Raw genomic sequence first — 13,969 nt, 5'->3', positions numbered from 1 at the left:
TTTCTTGTTGGTGTGTCATGACGACGCGCCCCACACATGGAGAAAGCGATGAAACGGACCCTGATCAGCTCGGGCGGGCCTTTTGAGGAGAAGATCGGCTACAGCCGCGCGGTGGTTTGCGACGGCTGGGTCTTCGTAGCTGGCAGCACCGGCGCGGACCCGGAGACGGGCGAGATGCCCGAGGGCGTGGTGGAGCAGTGCCGGAACACGCTCGAAACCATCCGCCGCGCGCTGGAGCAGGCGGGCGCCAGCCTCGATGACGTGGTGCGGGTGAACTACGTGCTGCCGGTCGCCGCTGATTTCGAGCCCTGCTGGCCGGTGCTGGCCGAGGCCTTCGGCAAGGCGCGGCCCGCGGCGATGATGATCGAGGCGGGGCTGATCAGCCCGGCGATGAAGATCGAGATCGAGGTGACGGCGCGTCTGCCTTGAGCGTGGTGTTTGGCTGAGCCGTAGAGCCGGTGGGGGCGCTGCCCCCACACCCCCGGGATTTTCAGAGGACCAATGAGGGGCGGGCGGGGCCTAACGAGAGGCCTTTTCCGAGATGCCCGATTGGTTCTGGCGTGAGGCGAGTTCGGCTTCGATGTCGGCCAGGGTCACGCCGCGGGCGGCGCACATCACCAGCAGGTGGTAGAGTGCATCGGCGGCCTCGGCGGTGAGCTTGGCGCGGTCGCCCTTTACCGCTTCGATAATTGCTTCGACAGCTTCTTCGCCGAACTTCTCGGCGCACTTCTCCGGGCCTTTCGCCAGCAGCTTCGCCGTCCAACTCGACTCGGGGTCGGCGGATTTGCGGGCTTCGATGGTGGCGGCGAGATCGGACAGGCTCATGTCATCCTCACAGGGATTCCGGCGGCGGCCATGTGGGCCTTGGCCTCGCCGATGGTGTAGGTGCCGAAGTGAAAGATCGAGGCGGCGAGCACGGCAGACGCGTGGCCCTCGGTGACGCCCTCGACGAGGTGATCGAGCGTGCCGACGCCCCCTGAGGCGATCACCGGCACCGGCACCGCATCGGCGATGGCACGGGTGAGGGGCAGGTTGAAGCCCGATTTGGTGCCGTCCCGGTCCATCGAGGTCAGCAGGATCTCTCCCGCGCCTTTCTCCGCGATCATCACGGCGAATTCGACCGCATCGATGCCGGTGGGCCGGCGGCCACCGTGGGTGAAAATCTCCCACCGGCCCGGCTCGACCGTCTTTGCGTCGATGGCGCAGACGATGCACTGCGAGCCAAAGCGCATGGCGGCCTCGGTGATGACGTTGGGGTCGGCCACGGCGGCGGAATTGAAACTCACCTTGTCGGCCCCCGAGAGCAGCAGCTTGCGCACATCCTCATGGGTCCGCACGCCGCCGCCGATGGTGAGCGGCATGAAGCACTGCTCGGCGGTCCGCGTCGCCAGATCATACATGGTGCCGCGGTTCTCGTGGGTGGCGTGGATGTCGAGGAAGCAGAGCTCGTCGGCACCTGCGGCATCGTAGGCCCGGGCGGATTCCACCGGGTCGCCGGCGTCGATCAGGTCGACGAAGTTAACGCCCTTGACCACGCGGCCATCGGCCACGTCGAGGCAGGGGATGATGCGGGTCTTCAGCATGGGGCTGCGATAGCCGGTTTTGCTGGCGGAGGGAAGCGCGGGGCGGTAGCTGGGGGCATGGAAAAACTGGAGATCTTCCTGGTGGTCGCGCCGGGGCTGGAGGAGGTGGCGGCCGCAGAGGCGCGCGAGCAGGGCTTTGCCAAGGCCCGCGTGGTGCCGGGCGGGGTGGCCTGCAGGGGCGCGTGGCCCGAGGTCTGGCGGGCCAACTTTGTGCTGCGGGTGCCGGGGCGGGTGCTGGTGCGGCTGGCCAGCTTCCGGGCAATGAGCTTTCGGGCGCTGGAGACCGGGCTGGATGCGGTCGATTGGGCCTCAGTGCTCGCGCCGGGCCAGCCAGTGCGGGCAGAGGCGGCGACGAAGCACTCCAAGCTTTACCACGCGGGCGCGGTGAAAGGGCGGCTGGAGCAGGCGCTTGGCCGCGCGGGGGCGGTGGTGGACCCGGAGGGCCTGCGCGTGCTGGTGCGGATCGAGCAGAACACTTGCGTGGTCAGCGTGGACAGTTCGGGCGAGGCGCTGCACCGGCGCGGCTTCAAGGAGGCGGTGAACGCCGCCCCGATGCGCGAGACGATGGCCGCGGGCTTCCTGCGGGCGGCCGGATACGCGGGCCGCGAGCCGGTGCTGGACCCGATGTGCGGCTCCGGCACTTTCTGCATCGAGGCGGCGGAAATCGCTGCCGGGCTGGCGCCGGGGCGCGGGCGCGGCTTTGCCTTCGAGCAGTTTCCGGGCTTTGACGCCGAGGGGTTTGCCGCGCTGAAGGCCCGTGCGCCGGTGGCGCGGGGCGCGGGGCCGGTGATTGGCTCGGACCGGGACGCGGGCGCGGTGCGGATGAGCCGGGAGAACGCGGCGCGCGCCGGGGTGGCGTGCCACTTCGAGGAGGCCTCGGTGAGCGCGCTGGAGCGGCCAGATTGCGCGCCGGGGCTGGTGATCTGCAACCCGCCCTACGGCAGCCGGATCGGCAACAAAGGGCCGCTCTTCGGGCTGTACGGCAGCTTCGGCAAGGTGATGAAAGAGCGCTTCGAGGGCTGGCGGGTGGCGATGGTCACCAGTGACGAGAAGCTGGCACGCGCCACCGGCTTGCCGTGGGAGCCACCCGGCCCGCATGTGGCGCACGGCGGGATGAAGGTGCGGCTCTGGCTGGCGCAGATGTGATGCGGCGTTCATGGACCCATGGAACGGGGCAGGCATTCTGCGGTTGAGCTTGCATGTTCCAACCCGGAGAGACTGCCATGAGACACGCGATTGCCGCCCTTGCCCTGACCCTTGCCGCCACGCCCGCGCTGGCGGATGACGACATCATCAACGTGGAGGCGACCGGCAGCGTGGCCGAAGTTGCCGACCGGCTCGTCGCCGCGATCGAGGGCGCGGGGGCTACGGTGTTTGCCCGGGTCGACCATGCGGGAGGCGCCGAGAGTGCGGGCATGGAACTGGCACCGATGGAGCTGGTGATCTTCGGCAACCCCACGCTCGGCACGCCCGCAATCCAGTCGTCCCCGATGGCCGGGCTGGTGCTGCCGATGAAGGTGCTGGTCTGGGAGGACGCGCAGGGCGCGGTGAAGCTCTCCTACGAAGACCCCGAGGAGATGCTGGACGAGGTCGGCGTGGATGATGACCTCGAGGTGATCGTCCAGATGGAAGGCGCGCTCAAAAAGCTCACCGGGGCCGCAGCGGGCGGCTGAACGGGCGCAGGGCAGGGCCCCGCGCCCCTCAGGTCAGCCGATCAGGATGTCGGCCATGCGCTCGCCGATCACCACCGTGGAGGCCATGGTGTTGCCGGTCGACACGCGCGGCATGGCGGAGGCATCGGCGATGGAGAGCCCCTCGACCCCGTGAACCGCGAGGCTGCCCGAGACGACCGACATTTCATCGGTGCCCATCTTGCAGGTGCAGCTTTCGTGAAAGTAGGTGCCCGCCGCATTGCGGGCAAAGTCAACAAGCTCGGCCCCGGTGATCGGGCCGGGCATGACCTCGCGTTTCACAAACTCGGAGAGCGGGCCGGAATTGCCGATCTCGCGACAAAGCTCGATGCAGGTTGTGAGCGCCTTGAGGTCTGCCGCCTCCTTCAGGAAGCCGCCGTCGATTTGCACCGGATCGCTCGGGTTTGGCCCGGTCAGCCGCACCTCGCCCGTGCTCTGCGGGCGGACGATGCCGGGCGCGATGGTCCAGCTTCCAGCGGGCGGGGCGTAGGCCGAGCCGTGGACTTCGGAGGCATAGGGCACCTCGATCTGGAAGGGCTGGAGATCGGGCGTGTCGAGCGCGGAATCCGACTTCCAGAAGAAGGTCGCCTCGGCGGCGGAATTGCCCGGGGGCAGCGGCGTGGTGTACTCCCACACGCAGCCCGCGGCGAGGATATGATCCTGAAAGTTCTGGCCGACGCCGGGCAAGTCATGCGCCACTTCGATGCCATGCTCGGCGAGGTGATCTGCCGGGCCGATCCCCGATTGCATCAGGATCTTCGGCGTGTTGATCGCGCCTGCCGAAACCACCGTGTGGCCGGCCTCCACCTCGAAGCTCTCGCCATCCTTCTCAAAGGTCAGGCCGGTGACGGTGGTGCCATTCAGCGTGAGCCTCTGCACCGTGGCCCCGGTGAGCAGGGTGATGTTGGGGCGTTTCAGGGTCTCCCAGAGATAGTCCGAAGGAATGTTGCGGCGCATCCCGTCCTTGATCCGCACGTTGGCAAGGGCTGCGCCACCTTCACCCTCCATCATCTCGCCGTTCATGTCGGCGTAGCCGGGGATGCCTGCGGTGCCGCAGGCCTCGACGAAGGCGGGGGCGATGGGGTTCACATCGCGCACATCGGTCACCCAGAGCCGGCCGCCGGTGCCACGGCGGGTGTCATCCGGCGCACCCTGCCAATCTTCGATGCGCTTGTAGATCTCCAGCACGTTCTCGTAAGACCACGCGTCATCGCCGGTCTCGGCAGCCCAGAAATCGAAGTCGTTCTTGTGCCCGCGCGCCCAGATCATCACGTTGATCGAGCTGCCGCCGCCCACCACCTTGCCCATCGGCAGGATCAGCGAGCGCCCGTTGACGTGCTCGGAGGGCTCGGCACTGTAGCCCCAGTCACGCTCGGAGCGGATGTTGGTGGGCCACATCAGCGGGTTCAGCACGGCGTCGATCTGGTCGGTGCCGCCGGCCTCGAGCACCAGCACCGAGGCGTCAGTCTCTGCCGCAAGCCGCCCGGCCACCACCGCGCCGCCGGAGCCGGAGCCGACGACGATGTAATCGTAGCGGCCCGCGATGTTTTGCGCGTTGTAGCGCTGGGTGATCGCCGCGTCGCCCAGTTCTTGCGCCCAGGCCTCGGCAGAGGCGAGCGAGGCCCCTGCCGCGAGCGCAAGCTGGATGAACCGGCGGCGTCCGAGCCGCCCGTGAACGAGGCCGGATTGCAGCGCCATGAGGCGGTCGCCCCGGGCGAGGGCCTGGGTGAAGATCGGTTTCATTGGTGTCCTCCCTTGGTCATGCGGGAGCACGCAGCCGGGCCTCCTCTCCCTGCGGCGTGCCTGCGTAGTGCAATTTAGTGCATGAGTCGGGCGGATTCCCTAGGGTTAACTTGCGAATGCGCGACTAAGGTCGCGGGTCCGGCGGGAATTGTGCAATATAATGCGGGGCTCAGGCGCGGAGGGTGGCCAGCGCCTCGGCAAGGTCGATCGCGCCATCATATAGCGCCCGGCCAGAGATCGCACCGGCGATGCTGCCCTTGGCCTTCAGTGCCGTGAGGTCGGCCAGCGAGGAGACGCCGCCCGACGCGATGACGGGGATGGAGACGGCACGCGCCAGCGCATCGGTCGCCTCCACGTTGGGGCCCTGCATGGCGCCATCGCGGTTGATGTCGGTATAGATGATCGCGGCCACCCCAGCATCCTCGAAGGATTTGGCGAGGTCGGTGGCGTTCACATCGGTCTCCTCGGCCCAGCCCTTGGTGGCGACCATGCCGTGCCGCGCGTCGATCCCCACGGCGACCTGGCCGGGGAAGGCGGCAGCCGCCTCGCGCACCAGCGCGGGGTTCTCCACTGCGACGGTGCCGAGGATCACCCGGGCGAGGCCCTTTGAGAGCCAGCGCTCGATGGTGGCCATGTCGCGGATGCCACCGCCGAGCTGTGCCGGGGTCTTGGTGGCCTTGAGGATCGCCTCGACCGGCGCGGCATTGACCGGCTCACCGGCAAAGGCGCCGTTGAGATCGACGAGGTGGAGCCACTCGCAGCCCGCGTTCACGAATTCCATCGCCTGTGCGGCCGGGTCTTCATTGAAGGTGGTCGACTTGTCCATGTCGCCGCGCAGGAGCCGCACGGCATGGCCGTCTTTCAGGTCGATGGCGGGATAGAGGATCATGGCGCTGGCTCCTTTTGGCGCGGGGTTTGCCATGCGCGGCGGGGGAAGGGAAGGGGCCGCGCATAGCAAGGCTCCCGCCCGCCCACCCCGCCTTGCCACGCGCGGCCCTGCTTCGGGCGGTGCGCCGGGTGGAGCCTGCGGGAGTGGCGACCCCCCGGAGAAATTTGGAGCCAAGAAAATGAACGGGGTTGAGAGATGTGATCGGACCCGACCCAACGTTACAGTTGCGCGGGGCAGGGCGGGGGCGCGAGGATGCGGCCAGCGTATCGAATGGGAGGAGAACCATGCGCAAGATTGCAATGATGGCGGCGGCTCTGCTGGTGGCGGCCCCGGCCTGGGCGGCGGACCCGCTCGAGGGCCTGTGGCGCACCGCCAAGGATGACAACGGCAACTCCGGTCTGGTGCAGGTGAAGCCCTGCGGTGGCGGGCTCTGCGGCACGCTGATCAAGGCCTACGGGCCGGGCGGCAAGGAGATTAAATCCGAGAATGTGGGCCGCCAGATCATCTCGCAGACGCAGCCCTCGGGCGGCGGGCAGTACAAGGGCAAGGTCTACTCGCCCGACCGCGGCAAGACCTACAACTCCAAGCTGGTGCTCTCTGGCTCCACGCTGAGGGTGTCTGGCTGCGTGCTCGGCATCTGCCGCGACGGCGGCACCTGGAAGAAGGTAAAATAAACCTTCTTTCTGCGGTGCTCCGCCGATCTGGCGGGGTGCCGCAGGAACCTCTTGCACCGCGTCACCGTTACCCTCATAGGGCGACTATGCTTTGCAGTTGCTGTGATCCAGCGAAGCGAGCCAGTGTCGCCAGAAGGAGTGATACCGGTGATGACATTTACAAGACTGACGATTGCGGGCGTCGTTCTGGCGCTCATGGGCGGGGCCGCGCAGGCCGCGACGCCTGAAGGCACGTGGCTGACCGGCCCCGACAAGCGGGGCAACGTGGCCCATGTGCGGGCCGTGAAATGCGGCGCTGCCGTCTGCGGCACCATCGTGAAGGCCTTCAACGCTTCCGGCCAGCCGATCAAATCGCCCAACGTGGGCAAGCGCGTGTTCTGGGATATGACGCCTGCAGGCGGCAACACCTACGAGGGCCGCGCCTATGTGCCGGTGATGAAGCGCGACTACGGCGCACAGATGGTCGTGAACGGCAACAAGATGCTGGTGAAGGGCTGCGCCGGGCCGATCTGCATGGATCAGACCTGGACGCGGCTGAAATAGGCCGCGCGGCGCGGCTCAGCTGCCCGTCAGAACGAGATCGGAATAGACGAAGCCATCGCGTGTTACCGTCTCGCCCCGCGCTGCCGGAATCGGTGCGCGGAAGCAGGGGGCATCCAGCACGCAGGTGTGGAACTCGCCGTTCTCGCCGCAGGGGTCCACACCTTCGGGCAGTTCCGACAGCAGCGCGGCGTCGAGCCTTCGGCCCGCGAGGGCTTCGGGCAGTTTCGACGGGTCGAGGGTAACGATGCGGGTGTCGAAGCTTTCGGCCACTTCGCGGGCCAGCGCGGTGGTGTCTTCGCCCCAGAGCGGGAAGACCGGGGTGATACCTGTGCCTTCAAGCTGGGCGATCCGGTAATCGCGCACATCTTCGAGGAAGAGGTCGCCGAAGATCATCTGGGTGATCCCCTTCCCCTTCAGCGCCTCGACCGCCTTCGCCATCCGAGCCTCGTAAATCTCGTTGGTGCAGGGCCAGGGCAGGGGCACCTCCAGCAGCTCCAGCCCGGCTGCCTCGGCCTGCGCGCGGAGGATCGCGGCGCGGGTGCCATGCATGGCCACGCGGTCGAAGGTATCGTTGAGCGTCGTCAGCGCGGTCGTCACCTGGTAGCCCGCCGCCCGCGCCCGGATCAGCGCCATGCAGGCATCCTTGCCGGACGACCAGCCGATGGCCGCCGTCATGGCGCCCAAGCGAGAAAGTTGGCGATGATCCGAAGCCCGGTCTGTTGGCTCTTTTCCGGGTGGAACTGGGTGCCGAAACGGGTGCCTTCGCCGACGATGGCTGTTACCTCGCCCGCGTAGTCGGCATAGGCGAGCCGCTGGGCGGCCTGTTCGGGGCGCAGGTGGTAGCTGTGGACGAAATAGGCGTGATCGCCGGTGGCGATCCCCTCGAGGCAGGGGTGGCTGCCTTCGACCACAAGGTCGTTCCAACCCATATGCGGCACCTTCAGCGCCGGGTCGGCGGGAGTGATCGGCACCACCTCGCCCGGCACCCAGCCAAACCCCGGCGTATCCTCATGCTCGCGCCCCAGCGTCGACATCATCTGCATCCCGATGCAGATGCCCATAAAGGGGCGGCCCCTGGCCTCCACATGCTCGGTGATCGCTTCAATCATGCCGGGCCGGGCGGCCAGCGCCGCGCGGCAGGAGGGGTAGGCGCCGTCGCCGGGCAGCACGATCCGGTCGGCCTTTGCCACCTCCTCGGCACGGGGCGTGACGATGACCTCGCCCGCGCCCGTCTCCGCGGCCATGCGCTGAAACGCCTTCTCGGCGGAATGCAGATTGCCGCTGTCATAGTCGATGAGCACGGTGCGCATGGGGGCTCCTTTCACGCCCCGTGGGTGGCGGGAAATGGAGAGGGGGTCAAGGGGGGATGGTTAGCCTGCGCGGCGTAGGGTGCGCATTCATGGCGCACCGCCCCCTTGCCGCTCAGGCGGCCCGGTTCTCCCGATGCCATGATGTGCAGTCCCAGTGCTCCGGGTATTCCACGAGGCCGTTTCTTTAATACGGGAATGGCGCGCGGCCATCACTGCAACTGTATCAATCCGGTTCGACGAGCTTTTTCAAATCGTGGCCACCATGAGTGATAGTGTCCGATACATTTATTTTTGCAGCGCCAAGGAGTTTCTGCCAAAGCACGTCTTCGTCTTCTCGACAACGGTTCACAAAATCCGGGGTTACGGAGCTTTCCCATTGCGATTTGAGCGCATCCCAAATTTCGGGCGGTACGTCCACAATAGCGGTCTCGTCGACTATCTCTGGTTTTCCATGTGCCAAAGTATCCCGAAAACGCTTAAGCTCGGCGACCGTTTGAAGAGGTCGCTCCCCCCACGACAATTCCAAAGGCAGGATTTGTAGCAGCAGAGCTATTTTTTCTCGCAGATTGGCGCGTTCGGGCCATCCATTTTTCAGAACCTTCCAGCCAACAAAATTGACTTTCGCTTCAATTGAGAACGCGGAGAAGATCAAGCTGGCCATCATGATGTGATAGACGCCAGCCCTTTCTCCATTTTCGATCTGCTGCTTCATCCTCTGTTGAAGATCCCACGAGCAGTTCGAAAGGTCGTTATGAATGAACCTCTCCGCCTCAGTTCGAACTTCAAACTTTTCCGCCACGGAGAGTTAGCTCACTGATCCAGGAAACTCCGCAGCTTCCGCGACCGGCTCGGGTGCTTCAGCTTCCGCAGCGCCTTCGCCTCGATCTGGCGGATCCGTTCGCGGGTGACCGAGAACTGCTGGCCGACTTCCTCAAGCGTGTGGTCGGTGTTCATACCGATGCCGAAGCGCATCCGCAGCACCCGCTCTTCGCGGGGGGTCAGCGAGGCGAGCACGCGCGTGGTGGTTTCCTTCAGGTTCTCCTGAATGGCGGAATCCAGCGGCAGAACAGCGTTCTTGTCTTCGATGAAGTCCCCGAGCTGCGAGTCTTCCTCGTCGCCAATCGGCGTTTCGAGCGAGATCGGCTCCTTGGCGATCTTCATCACCTTGCGGACCTTCTCCAGCGGCATCTGGAGCTTCTCGGCCAGTTCCTCCGGGGTCGGCTCGCGGCCGATCTCGTGAAGCATCTGGCGGCCTGTCCGCACCAGCTTGTTGATCGTCTCGATCATGTGCACCGGAATACGGATCGTGCGGGCCTGATCGGCGATCGACCGGGTGATCGCCTGACGGATCCACCATGTGGCGTAGGTCGAGAACTTGTAGCCGCGGCGATACTCGAACTTGTCGACGGCCTTCATCAGGCCGATGTTGCCTTCCTGAATGAGATCAAGGAATTGCAACCCGCGGTTGGTGTATTTCTTGGCAATCGAGATCACCAGGCGGAGGTTGGCCTCGACCATTTCCTTCTTGGCCTGACGCGCCTCTTTCTCACCCTTCTGAACCTGCTGCACGATGCGGCGGAACTCGGGGATGTCGACGCCCACGTATTGGCCGACCTGGGCCATGTCCTGCCGCAGCTCGGCGACCTTGTCGGTGCTGCGCTCGAACAGCGCCTGCCAGCCCCGGCCCGACTTTTCGGCCATCCGGTCCATCCAGGTCGGGTCCAGCTCGTAACCGCGGTATTCGTCGATGAACTCGCGGCGGTTGATGCGGGCCACGTCGGCCAGCTTCACCATCGCCGAGTCGATCGACATGATCCGGCGGTTGATGCCGTATAGCTGGTCGATCAGCGCCTCGATCCGGTTGTTGTGCAGGTGAAGTTCGTTCACCAGCAGCACGATCTCGCCGCGCAGCTTCTGGTATTTCTTCTCTGCCTTCTCGGAGAAGGAGCCATCCTCATTGAGCGTGGCCGACATCCGCTGGTCCTGCATCTCGGCCAGTTCGGTGTAGTCGCGGGCGATGCCATCGAGCATTTCGAGCACTCGCGGCTTGAGCGCGGCTTCCATCGCGGCGAGCGACATGTTGGCCTGCTCGTCGTCCTCGTCATCGTCGTCGTCGCTGGCAATCGGGTTGCCGTCAGCGTCGAGCTCCTGCTTCTCTTCCTTCTTCTCCTCGTCGGAGGAGGGGGTGGCCTCGGCCACCTCTTCGTCTTCGTCCTCATCCCCGTCGACCCCGCGGCCGAAGGTGGTTTCAAGGTCGATCACGTCGCGCAGCAGGATGTCTTCGTTCAGAAGTTCCTCGCGCCAGATGGTGATGGCCTGAAAGGTGAGGGGGCTCTCGCAGAGGCCCGCAATCATCGTGTTGCGGCCGGCCTCGATACGCTTGGCAATCGCGATCTCGCCCTCGCGGGAGAGCAGCTCGACCGAGCCCATCTCGCGCAGGTACATGCGCACCGGATCATCGGTGCGGTCGAGCTTTTCGGTCTCGCTGGAGGAAACGGCGACTTCACGCGAGGAGGAAGTCTCTACAACGGCGGTCGAGCCCTTGGAGTCATCCTCGTCCTCGTTCTCGTCATCCTCGGTCACCTGGATGCCCATCTCGGAGAGCATCGACATGACATCCTCGATCTGGTCGGAAGAGACCTGATCGGGCGGCAGAACCTGGTTCAGCTGGTCGTAGGTGATGTAGCCGCGCTCGCGCGCCTCGGCGATCATCTTCTTGACCGCCGCCTGGCTCACGTCGAGCATCGGCTCGGCTTCGCTGTCGTCGGGCTTGTTGTCGTCGTTGTCCTTGGCGGCCATCTAGCTCTCCTGAAGGGCGTTCCGGGCGGTCCGGGCGAGCGCGCGATTCGGGGTTCCCGAATCAATAGCGCGAATCACCGGAGATTCCAGCAGAACCCCATAAAAGTTGATGTGAAAGGCGTGCGCCCTGTGGCGGGAATGCCGACAATTCGACTCAATCTCGCCTGCCACGCGGCTTCTGGTGCCCGATCTGCTCAAGCAGGGCGTCGAGGCTGGCGCGCTCTGAACGGTCGAGGCGGGCGCCGTTTGGGGCGATGTCATAGTCGGCCTTGTCGGTCTCATGGTTGTTGGCAGCGCGGTGCCGGGCTTCCGAAGCCTGCCCCAGACGCCAGGTCAGGCCTTCATCGGCCAGACCATCGATCTGGTGCATCGCCTCGGCGATCTCACGCGCGGCCCCGCGATCGGCGGAGAGGATTGCGAAATCCTGGGCGAGGCACATGCGAGCGAGCTCCATGTCGCCGGGATTGCGGATGCAGGGCGCAATGCGGACATGTGCCGGTGTGAACAGCTTTTCAAGGGCAGCGGCGCCGAATTCTTCTTCCAGCGCCCGGCGCGGGTCGGCGGCATCGGCATGGGTGAGGAAGGCCATCGCCACGGCGGCATGGCCATCGCCCTTCCAGTCCAGCTCTTCGATCGCATGGGCGAACTCATCGGCCAGCTCGGGGTGGGTGAGCAGGGTGGCGAGGATCACCGCCTCGCGCAGGTGCTCCTCGATCTCGCTGCCCGCCGCCGCCAGCGCCGAACTGCGGGTGGAGGGCGTGGGCAGCGCCTCGGGCTTGGCGCCGCGCGGTCGCCACGGACGCTGGGCGCCCTTGGGGGCGGAGGCGGGGGCCTCGGCCCTGCGCGGGTTGAACAGCTCCCACTTCCGCTGCTTGAAGGCCTCCTCGTAATGCCGCCGCACGTCGGGGTCCTGGATCAGCGCGGTCGCGGCCCTCAGCGAGGCATCCAGCGCGGCCCGGCGTTCAGGGCTGTCGAGCGGGCGATCCTCGGTCTCGCGCCGCCAGAGCAGCTCCACCAGCGGCTCGGCCCGGTCAAGCACGGCCTGCATGGCCGGCGGCCCTTCGGCGCGGATCAGGTCGTCGGGGTCCTTGCCCTCGGGCAGCAACGCAAAGCGCAGGCTCCGGCCCGGCCCGATCTGGGGCAGGGCCATATCGATCAGCCGCATCGCGGCCCGCAGGCCGGCCTTGTCGCCATCGAGCGCCACCACCGGCTCGGGCGACATTCGCCAGAGCAGTTGCAGCTGGTCCTCGGTGATCGCGGTGCCAAGCGGCGCAACGGCAGCGCCGAACCCCGCCTCGCTGAGCGCGATCACATCCATGTAGCCCTCGCCCACGATCAGCGTTTGCCCCTTGCCCACCGCGCCCCGCGCCTGCTGGTGGTTGAAGAGCACGCGGCCCTTGTCGAAGAGCGGCCCCTCGGAGCTGTTGAGGTACTTGGCATTGTCCGCCGGGTCCATCGCGCGGCCCCCGAAGGCGATGCAGCGCCCGCGGATATCGCGGATCGGAAACATGATGCGATTGCGGAAGGCGTCATAGGGCGCACGGCCCTTGTCGCTCTCGCGCAGAAGACGGCAGGCGAGCATGTCGTCCACGCTCACGCCCTTTGCGCCAAGCGCCTCGCGCAGCCCCTCCCAGCCCGGCGGTGCAAAGCCGAGGCCCCAGCGCTCCTGCGCCGCCTCGTCCAGCCCCCGGCCTGCGAGGTAATCCCGTGCGGCAGCGCCAGCGCCGGTTTTCAACTGAAGGCGAAACCACTGCACCGCTTGCTCCATCACCCCGGTCAGCCGGGTGGTGGCATCGGCCTTTTCCTGTGCCCTCGGGTCGCGCGCGGGCATCTGCATGCCCGCTTCACCAGCGAGAATCTCCACCGCCTCCATGAAGCCCACGTTCTCGGTTTCGCGTACGAAGGAGATCGCATCGCCCTTCGCGTGGCAGCCGAAGCAATAGTAGTAACCCTGCTTGTCATCGACGTGAAAGCTGGCGGTCTTCTCGTGGTGGAACGGGCAGGGCGCCCACATGTCGCCCTTGCCCTGGTTGGATTTCTTCCGGTCCCACATGACCTTGCGGCCCACCACGTCAGACAGCGACAGGCGGGTGCGCAACTCGTCAAGGAATCCGGGTGGCAGCGACATAGGCCATATATCGGTCCGGGCGCGGCGCGAGTCCAGCAGATGGGGCGTGCGGCACGGCCTGCCGCGCCGTCATCAGTCGCGCTTTTTCCTCTTGCCCGGCTCCCGGCCCAGCCCGCGCTCCAGCCGGTCGGCAAACTCGGCGCGTTCCTCCGGGCTCATCGCCTCCAGCCGGTCGAGCAGGATCTCGTGGCCGATCTTCTGGCTGTCGGCGATGGCGCTGCGCTGGGTCTCCATCTGCGCGGCCATGGCGGCGCGGTCGAAGGGCTCGGCCCGCAGGGTGGCTAGCGTGGCCTCGAAGGCGCTGCGCAGCGCGTCGCGGTTGGCGCGCAGCCCGCTGCGGCGGGCCTCGATGGCGGCTTTCATCCCCTCGCGGCCCTCGCGCGGGATGGCGCGGGCATAGGGGCCGAAGCCCAGTTCACGCACAATGCGATCCTTGTCGCCACGCGGCCCGTCGGGGCCACGCTTGCCGTCATGACTGACCCAGGCGCCAAAGACGAGGCCGGCCACGGCGAGGTTGGCGGCGAGCGACAACACCAGAACCACGCGCAGCCAGCGGCGCGGGCGGGGCGGGGTGGTTTCGGGCGGGGGCGGTTGCAGGTCGGTCATCTC

15 protein-coding genes are annotated in these 13,969 nt (G+C 66.5%); 5 read left to right on the top strand and 10 right to left on the bottom strand.

Annotated elements, in window-relative coordinates; genetic code table 11:
* The first annotated feature begins 48 nt into the window (after nucleotides 1-48).
* Complete coding sequence (locus tag ACUXVX_RS16130; protein WP_222468588.1) at nucleotides 49-429, top strand: RidA family protein; 381 nt, start codon at nucleotides 49-51, stop codon at nucleotides 427-429.
* Nucleotides 430-519: 90 nt separating this feature from the next.
* Here the strand turns inward: ACUXVX_RS16130 and ACUXVX_RS16125 are convergent, their stop codons facing one another.
* Together ACUXVX_RS16125 and hisF are read right to left on the bottom strand one after the other, a co-directional pair.
* The gene (locus tag ACUXVX_RS16125) at nucleotides 520-825 is read right to left on the bottom strand and encodes a phosphoribosyl-ATP diphosphatase (RefSeq protein WP_222468589.1); all 306 of its coding nucleotides are present in this window, start codon (nucleotides 823-825) and stop codon (nucleotides 520-522) included.
* Nucleotides 822-1,583, bottom strand: coding sequence for an imidazole glycerol phosphate synthase subunit HisF (gene hisF / locus ACUXVX_RS16120; protein WP_446309094.1), 762 nt, complete (start codon nucleotides 1,581-1,583; stop codon nucleotides 822-824). Before hisF ends, ACUXVX_RS16125 begins: the two co-directional genes overlap by 4 nt.
* Nucleotides 1,584-1,640: 57 nt before the next feature.
* Between hisF and ACUXVX_RS16115 the strand changes: the two genes are divergently transcribed.
* Nucleotides 1,641-2,729: a THUMP domain-containing class I SAM-dependent RNA methyltransferase gene (locus tag ACUXVX_RS16115; protein ID WP_446309093.1), complete on the top strand. Its 1,089-nt coding sequence runs from the start codon at nucleotides 1,641-1,643 to the stop codon at nucleotides 2,727-2,729.
* A 77-nt stretch (nucleotides 2,730-2,806) separates the two neighbouring features.
* Nucleotides 2,807-3,256 carry a DUF302 domain-containing protein gene (locus ACUXVX_RS16110; RefSeq protein WP_446309092.1) on the top strand — a complete coding sequence of 150 codons (450 nt, stop codon included), beginning with the start codon at nucleotides 2,807-2,809 and terminating at the stop codon, nucleotides 3,254-3,256.
* 33 nt (nucleotides 3,257-3,289) lie between these two features.
* On the opposite strand, the gene ACUXVX_RS16105 is transcribed toward ACUXVX_RS16110, so the two are convergent.
* Together ACUXVX_RS16105 and hisA are read right to left on the bottom strand one after the other, a co-directional pair.
* A complete protein-coding gene (locus ACUXVX_RS16105; RefSeq protein ID WP_446309091.1) occupies nucleotides 3,290-5,017 on the bottom strand; it encodes a GMC family oxidoreductase in 1,728 nt (575 codons plus the stop codon).
* Between the two features lie 169 nt (nucleotides 5,018-5,186).
* The gene (hisA, locus tag ACUXVX_RS16100; RefSeq protein WP_446309090.1) at nucleotides 5,187-5,906 is read right to left on the bottom strand and encodes a 1-(5-phosphoribosyl)-5-[(5-phosphoribosylamino)methylideneamino]imidazole-4-carboxamide isomerase; all 720 of its coding nucleotides are present in this window, start codon (nucleotides 5,904-5,906) and stop codon (nucleotides 5,187-5,189) included.
* Nucleotides 5,907-6,190: 284 nt separating this feature from the next.
* Between hisA and ACUXVX_RS16095 the strand changes: the two genes are divergently transcribed.
* Complete coding sequence (locus tag ACUXVX_RS16095; protein WP_446309089.1) at nucleotides 6,191-6,580, top strand: DUF2147 domain-containing protein; 390 nt, start codon at nucleotides 6,191-6,193, stop codon at nucleotides 6,578-6,580.
* Between the two features lie 150 nt (nucleotides 6,581-6,730).
* Nucleotides 6,731-7,123, top strand: a complete 393-nt coding sequence (locus tag ACUXVX_RS16090; protein WP_446309088.1) for a DUF2147 domain-containing protein — start codon at nucleotides 6,731-6,733, stop codon at nucleotides 7,121-7,123.
* A gap of 15 nt (nucleotides 7,124-7,138) precedes the next feature.
* Here the strand turns inward: ACUXVX_RS16090 and ACUXVX_RS16085 are convergent, their stop codons facing one another.
* The 6 genes from ACUXVX_RS16085 to ACUXVX_RS16060 form a co-directional block, all read right to left on the bottom strand.
* Complete coding sequence (locus ACUXVX_RS16085) at nucleotides 7,139-7,798, bottom strand: Dph6-related ATP pyrophosphatase (RefSeq protein WP_446309087.1); 660 nt, start codon at nucleotides 7,796-7,798, stop codon at nucleotides 7,139-7,141.
* Nucleotides 7,795-8,433 carry an imidazole glycerol phosphate synthase subunit HisH gene (gene hisH, locus ACUXVX_RS16080; protein WP_446309086.1) on the bottom strand — a complete coding sequence of 213 codons (639 nt, stop codon included), beginning with the start codon at nucleotides 8,431-8,433 and terminating at the stop codon, nucleotides 7,795-7,797. Before hisH ends, ACUXVX_RS16085 begins: the two co-directional genes overlap by 4 nt.
* Before the next feature lie 223 nt (nucleotides 8,434-8,656).
* Nucleotides 8,657-9,145, bottom strand: a complete 489-nt coding sequence (locus ACUXVX_RS16075; RefSeq protein ID WP_446309085.1) for a hypothetical protein — start codon at nucleotides 9,143-9,145, stop codon at nucleotides 8,657-8,659.
* 98 nt (nucleotides 9,146-9,243) lie between these two features.
* A complete protein-coding gene (rpoD, locus tag ACUXVX_RS16070; protein ID WP_222468598.1) occupies nucleotides 9,244-11,232 on the bottom strand; it encodes an RNA polymerase sigma factor RpoD in 1,989 nt (662 codons plus the stop codon).
* 154 nt (nucleotides 11,233-11,386) lie between these two features.
* Nucleotides 11,387-13,360: a DNA primase gene (gene dnaG / locus ACUXVX_RS16065; protein WP_446309084.1), complete on the bottom strand. Its 1,974-nt coding sequence runs from the start codon at nucleotides 13,358-13,360 to the stop codon at nucleotides 11,387-11,389.
* 72 nt (nucleotides 13,361-13,432) lie between these two features.
* Nucleotides 13,433-13,966: a periplasmic heavy metal sensor gene (locus tag ACUXVX_RS16060; RefSeq protein WP_446309083.1), complete on the bottom strand. Its 534-nt coding sequence runs from the start codon at nucleotides 13,964-13,966 to the stop codon at nucleotides 13,433-13,435.
* Nucleotides 13,967-13,969: the final 3 nt, after the last annotated feature.

This window comes from Vannielia sp. SX4 (assembly GCF_052828525.1).
Note: the sequence above shows the minus strand (reverse complement) of the source record. Positions and strands in the feature narration are given on the sequence as shown.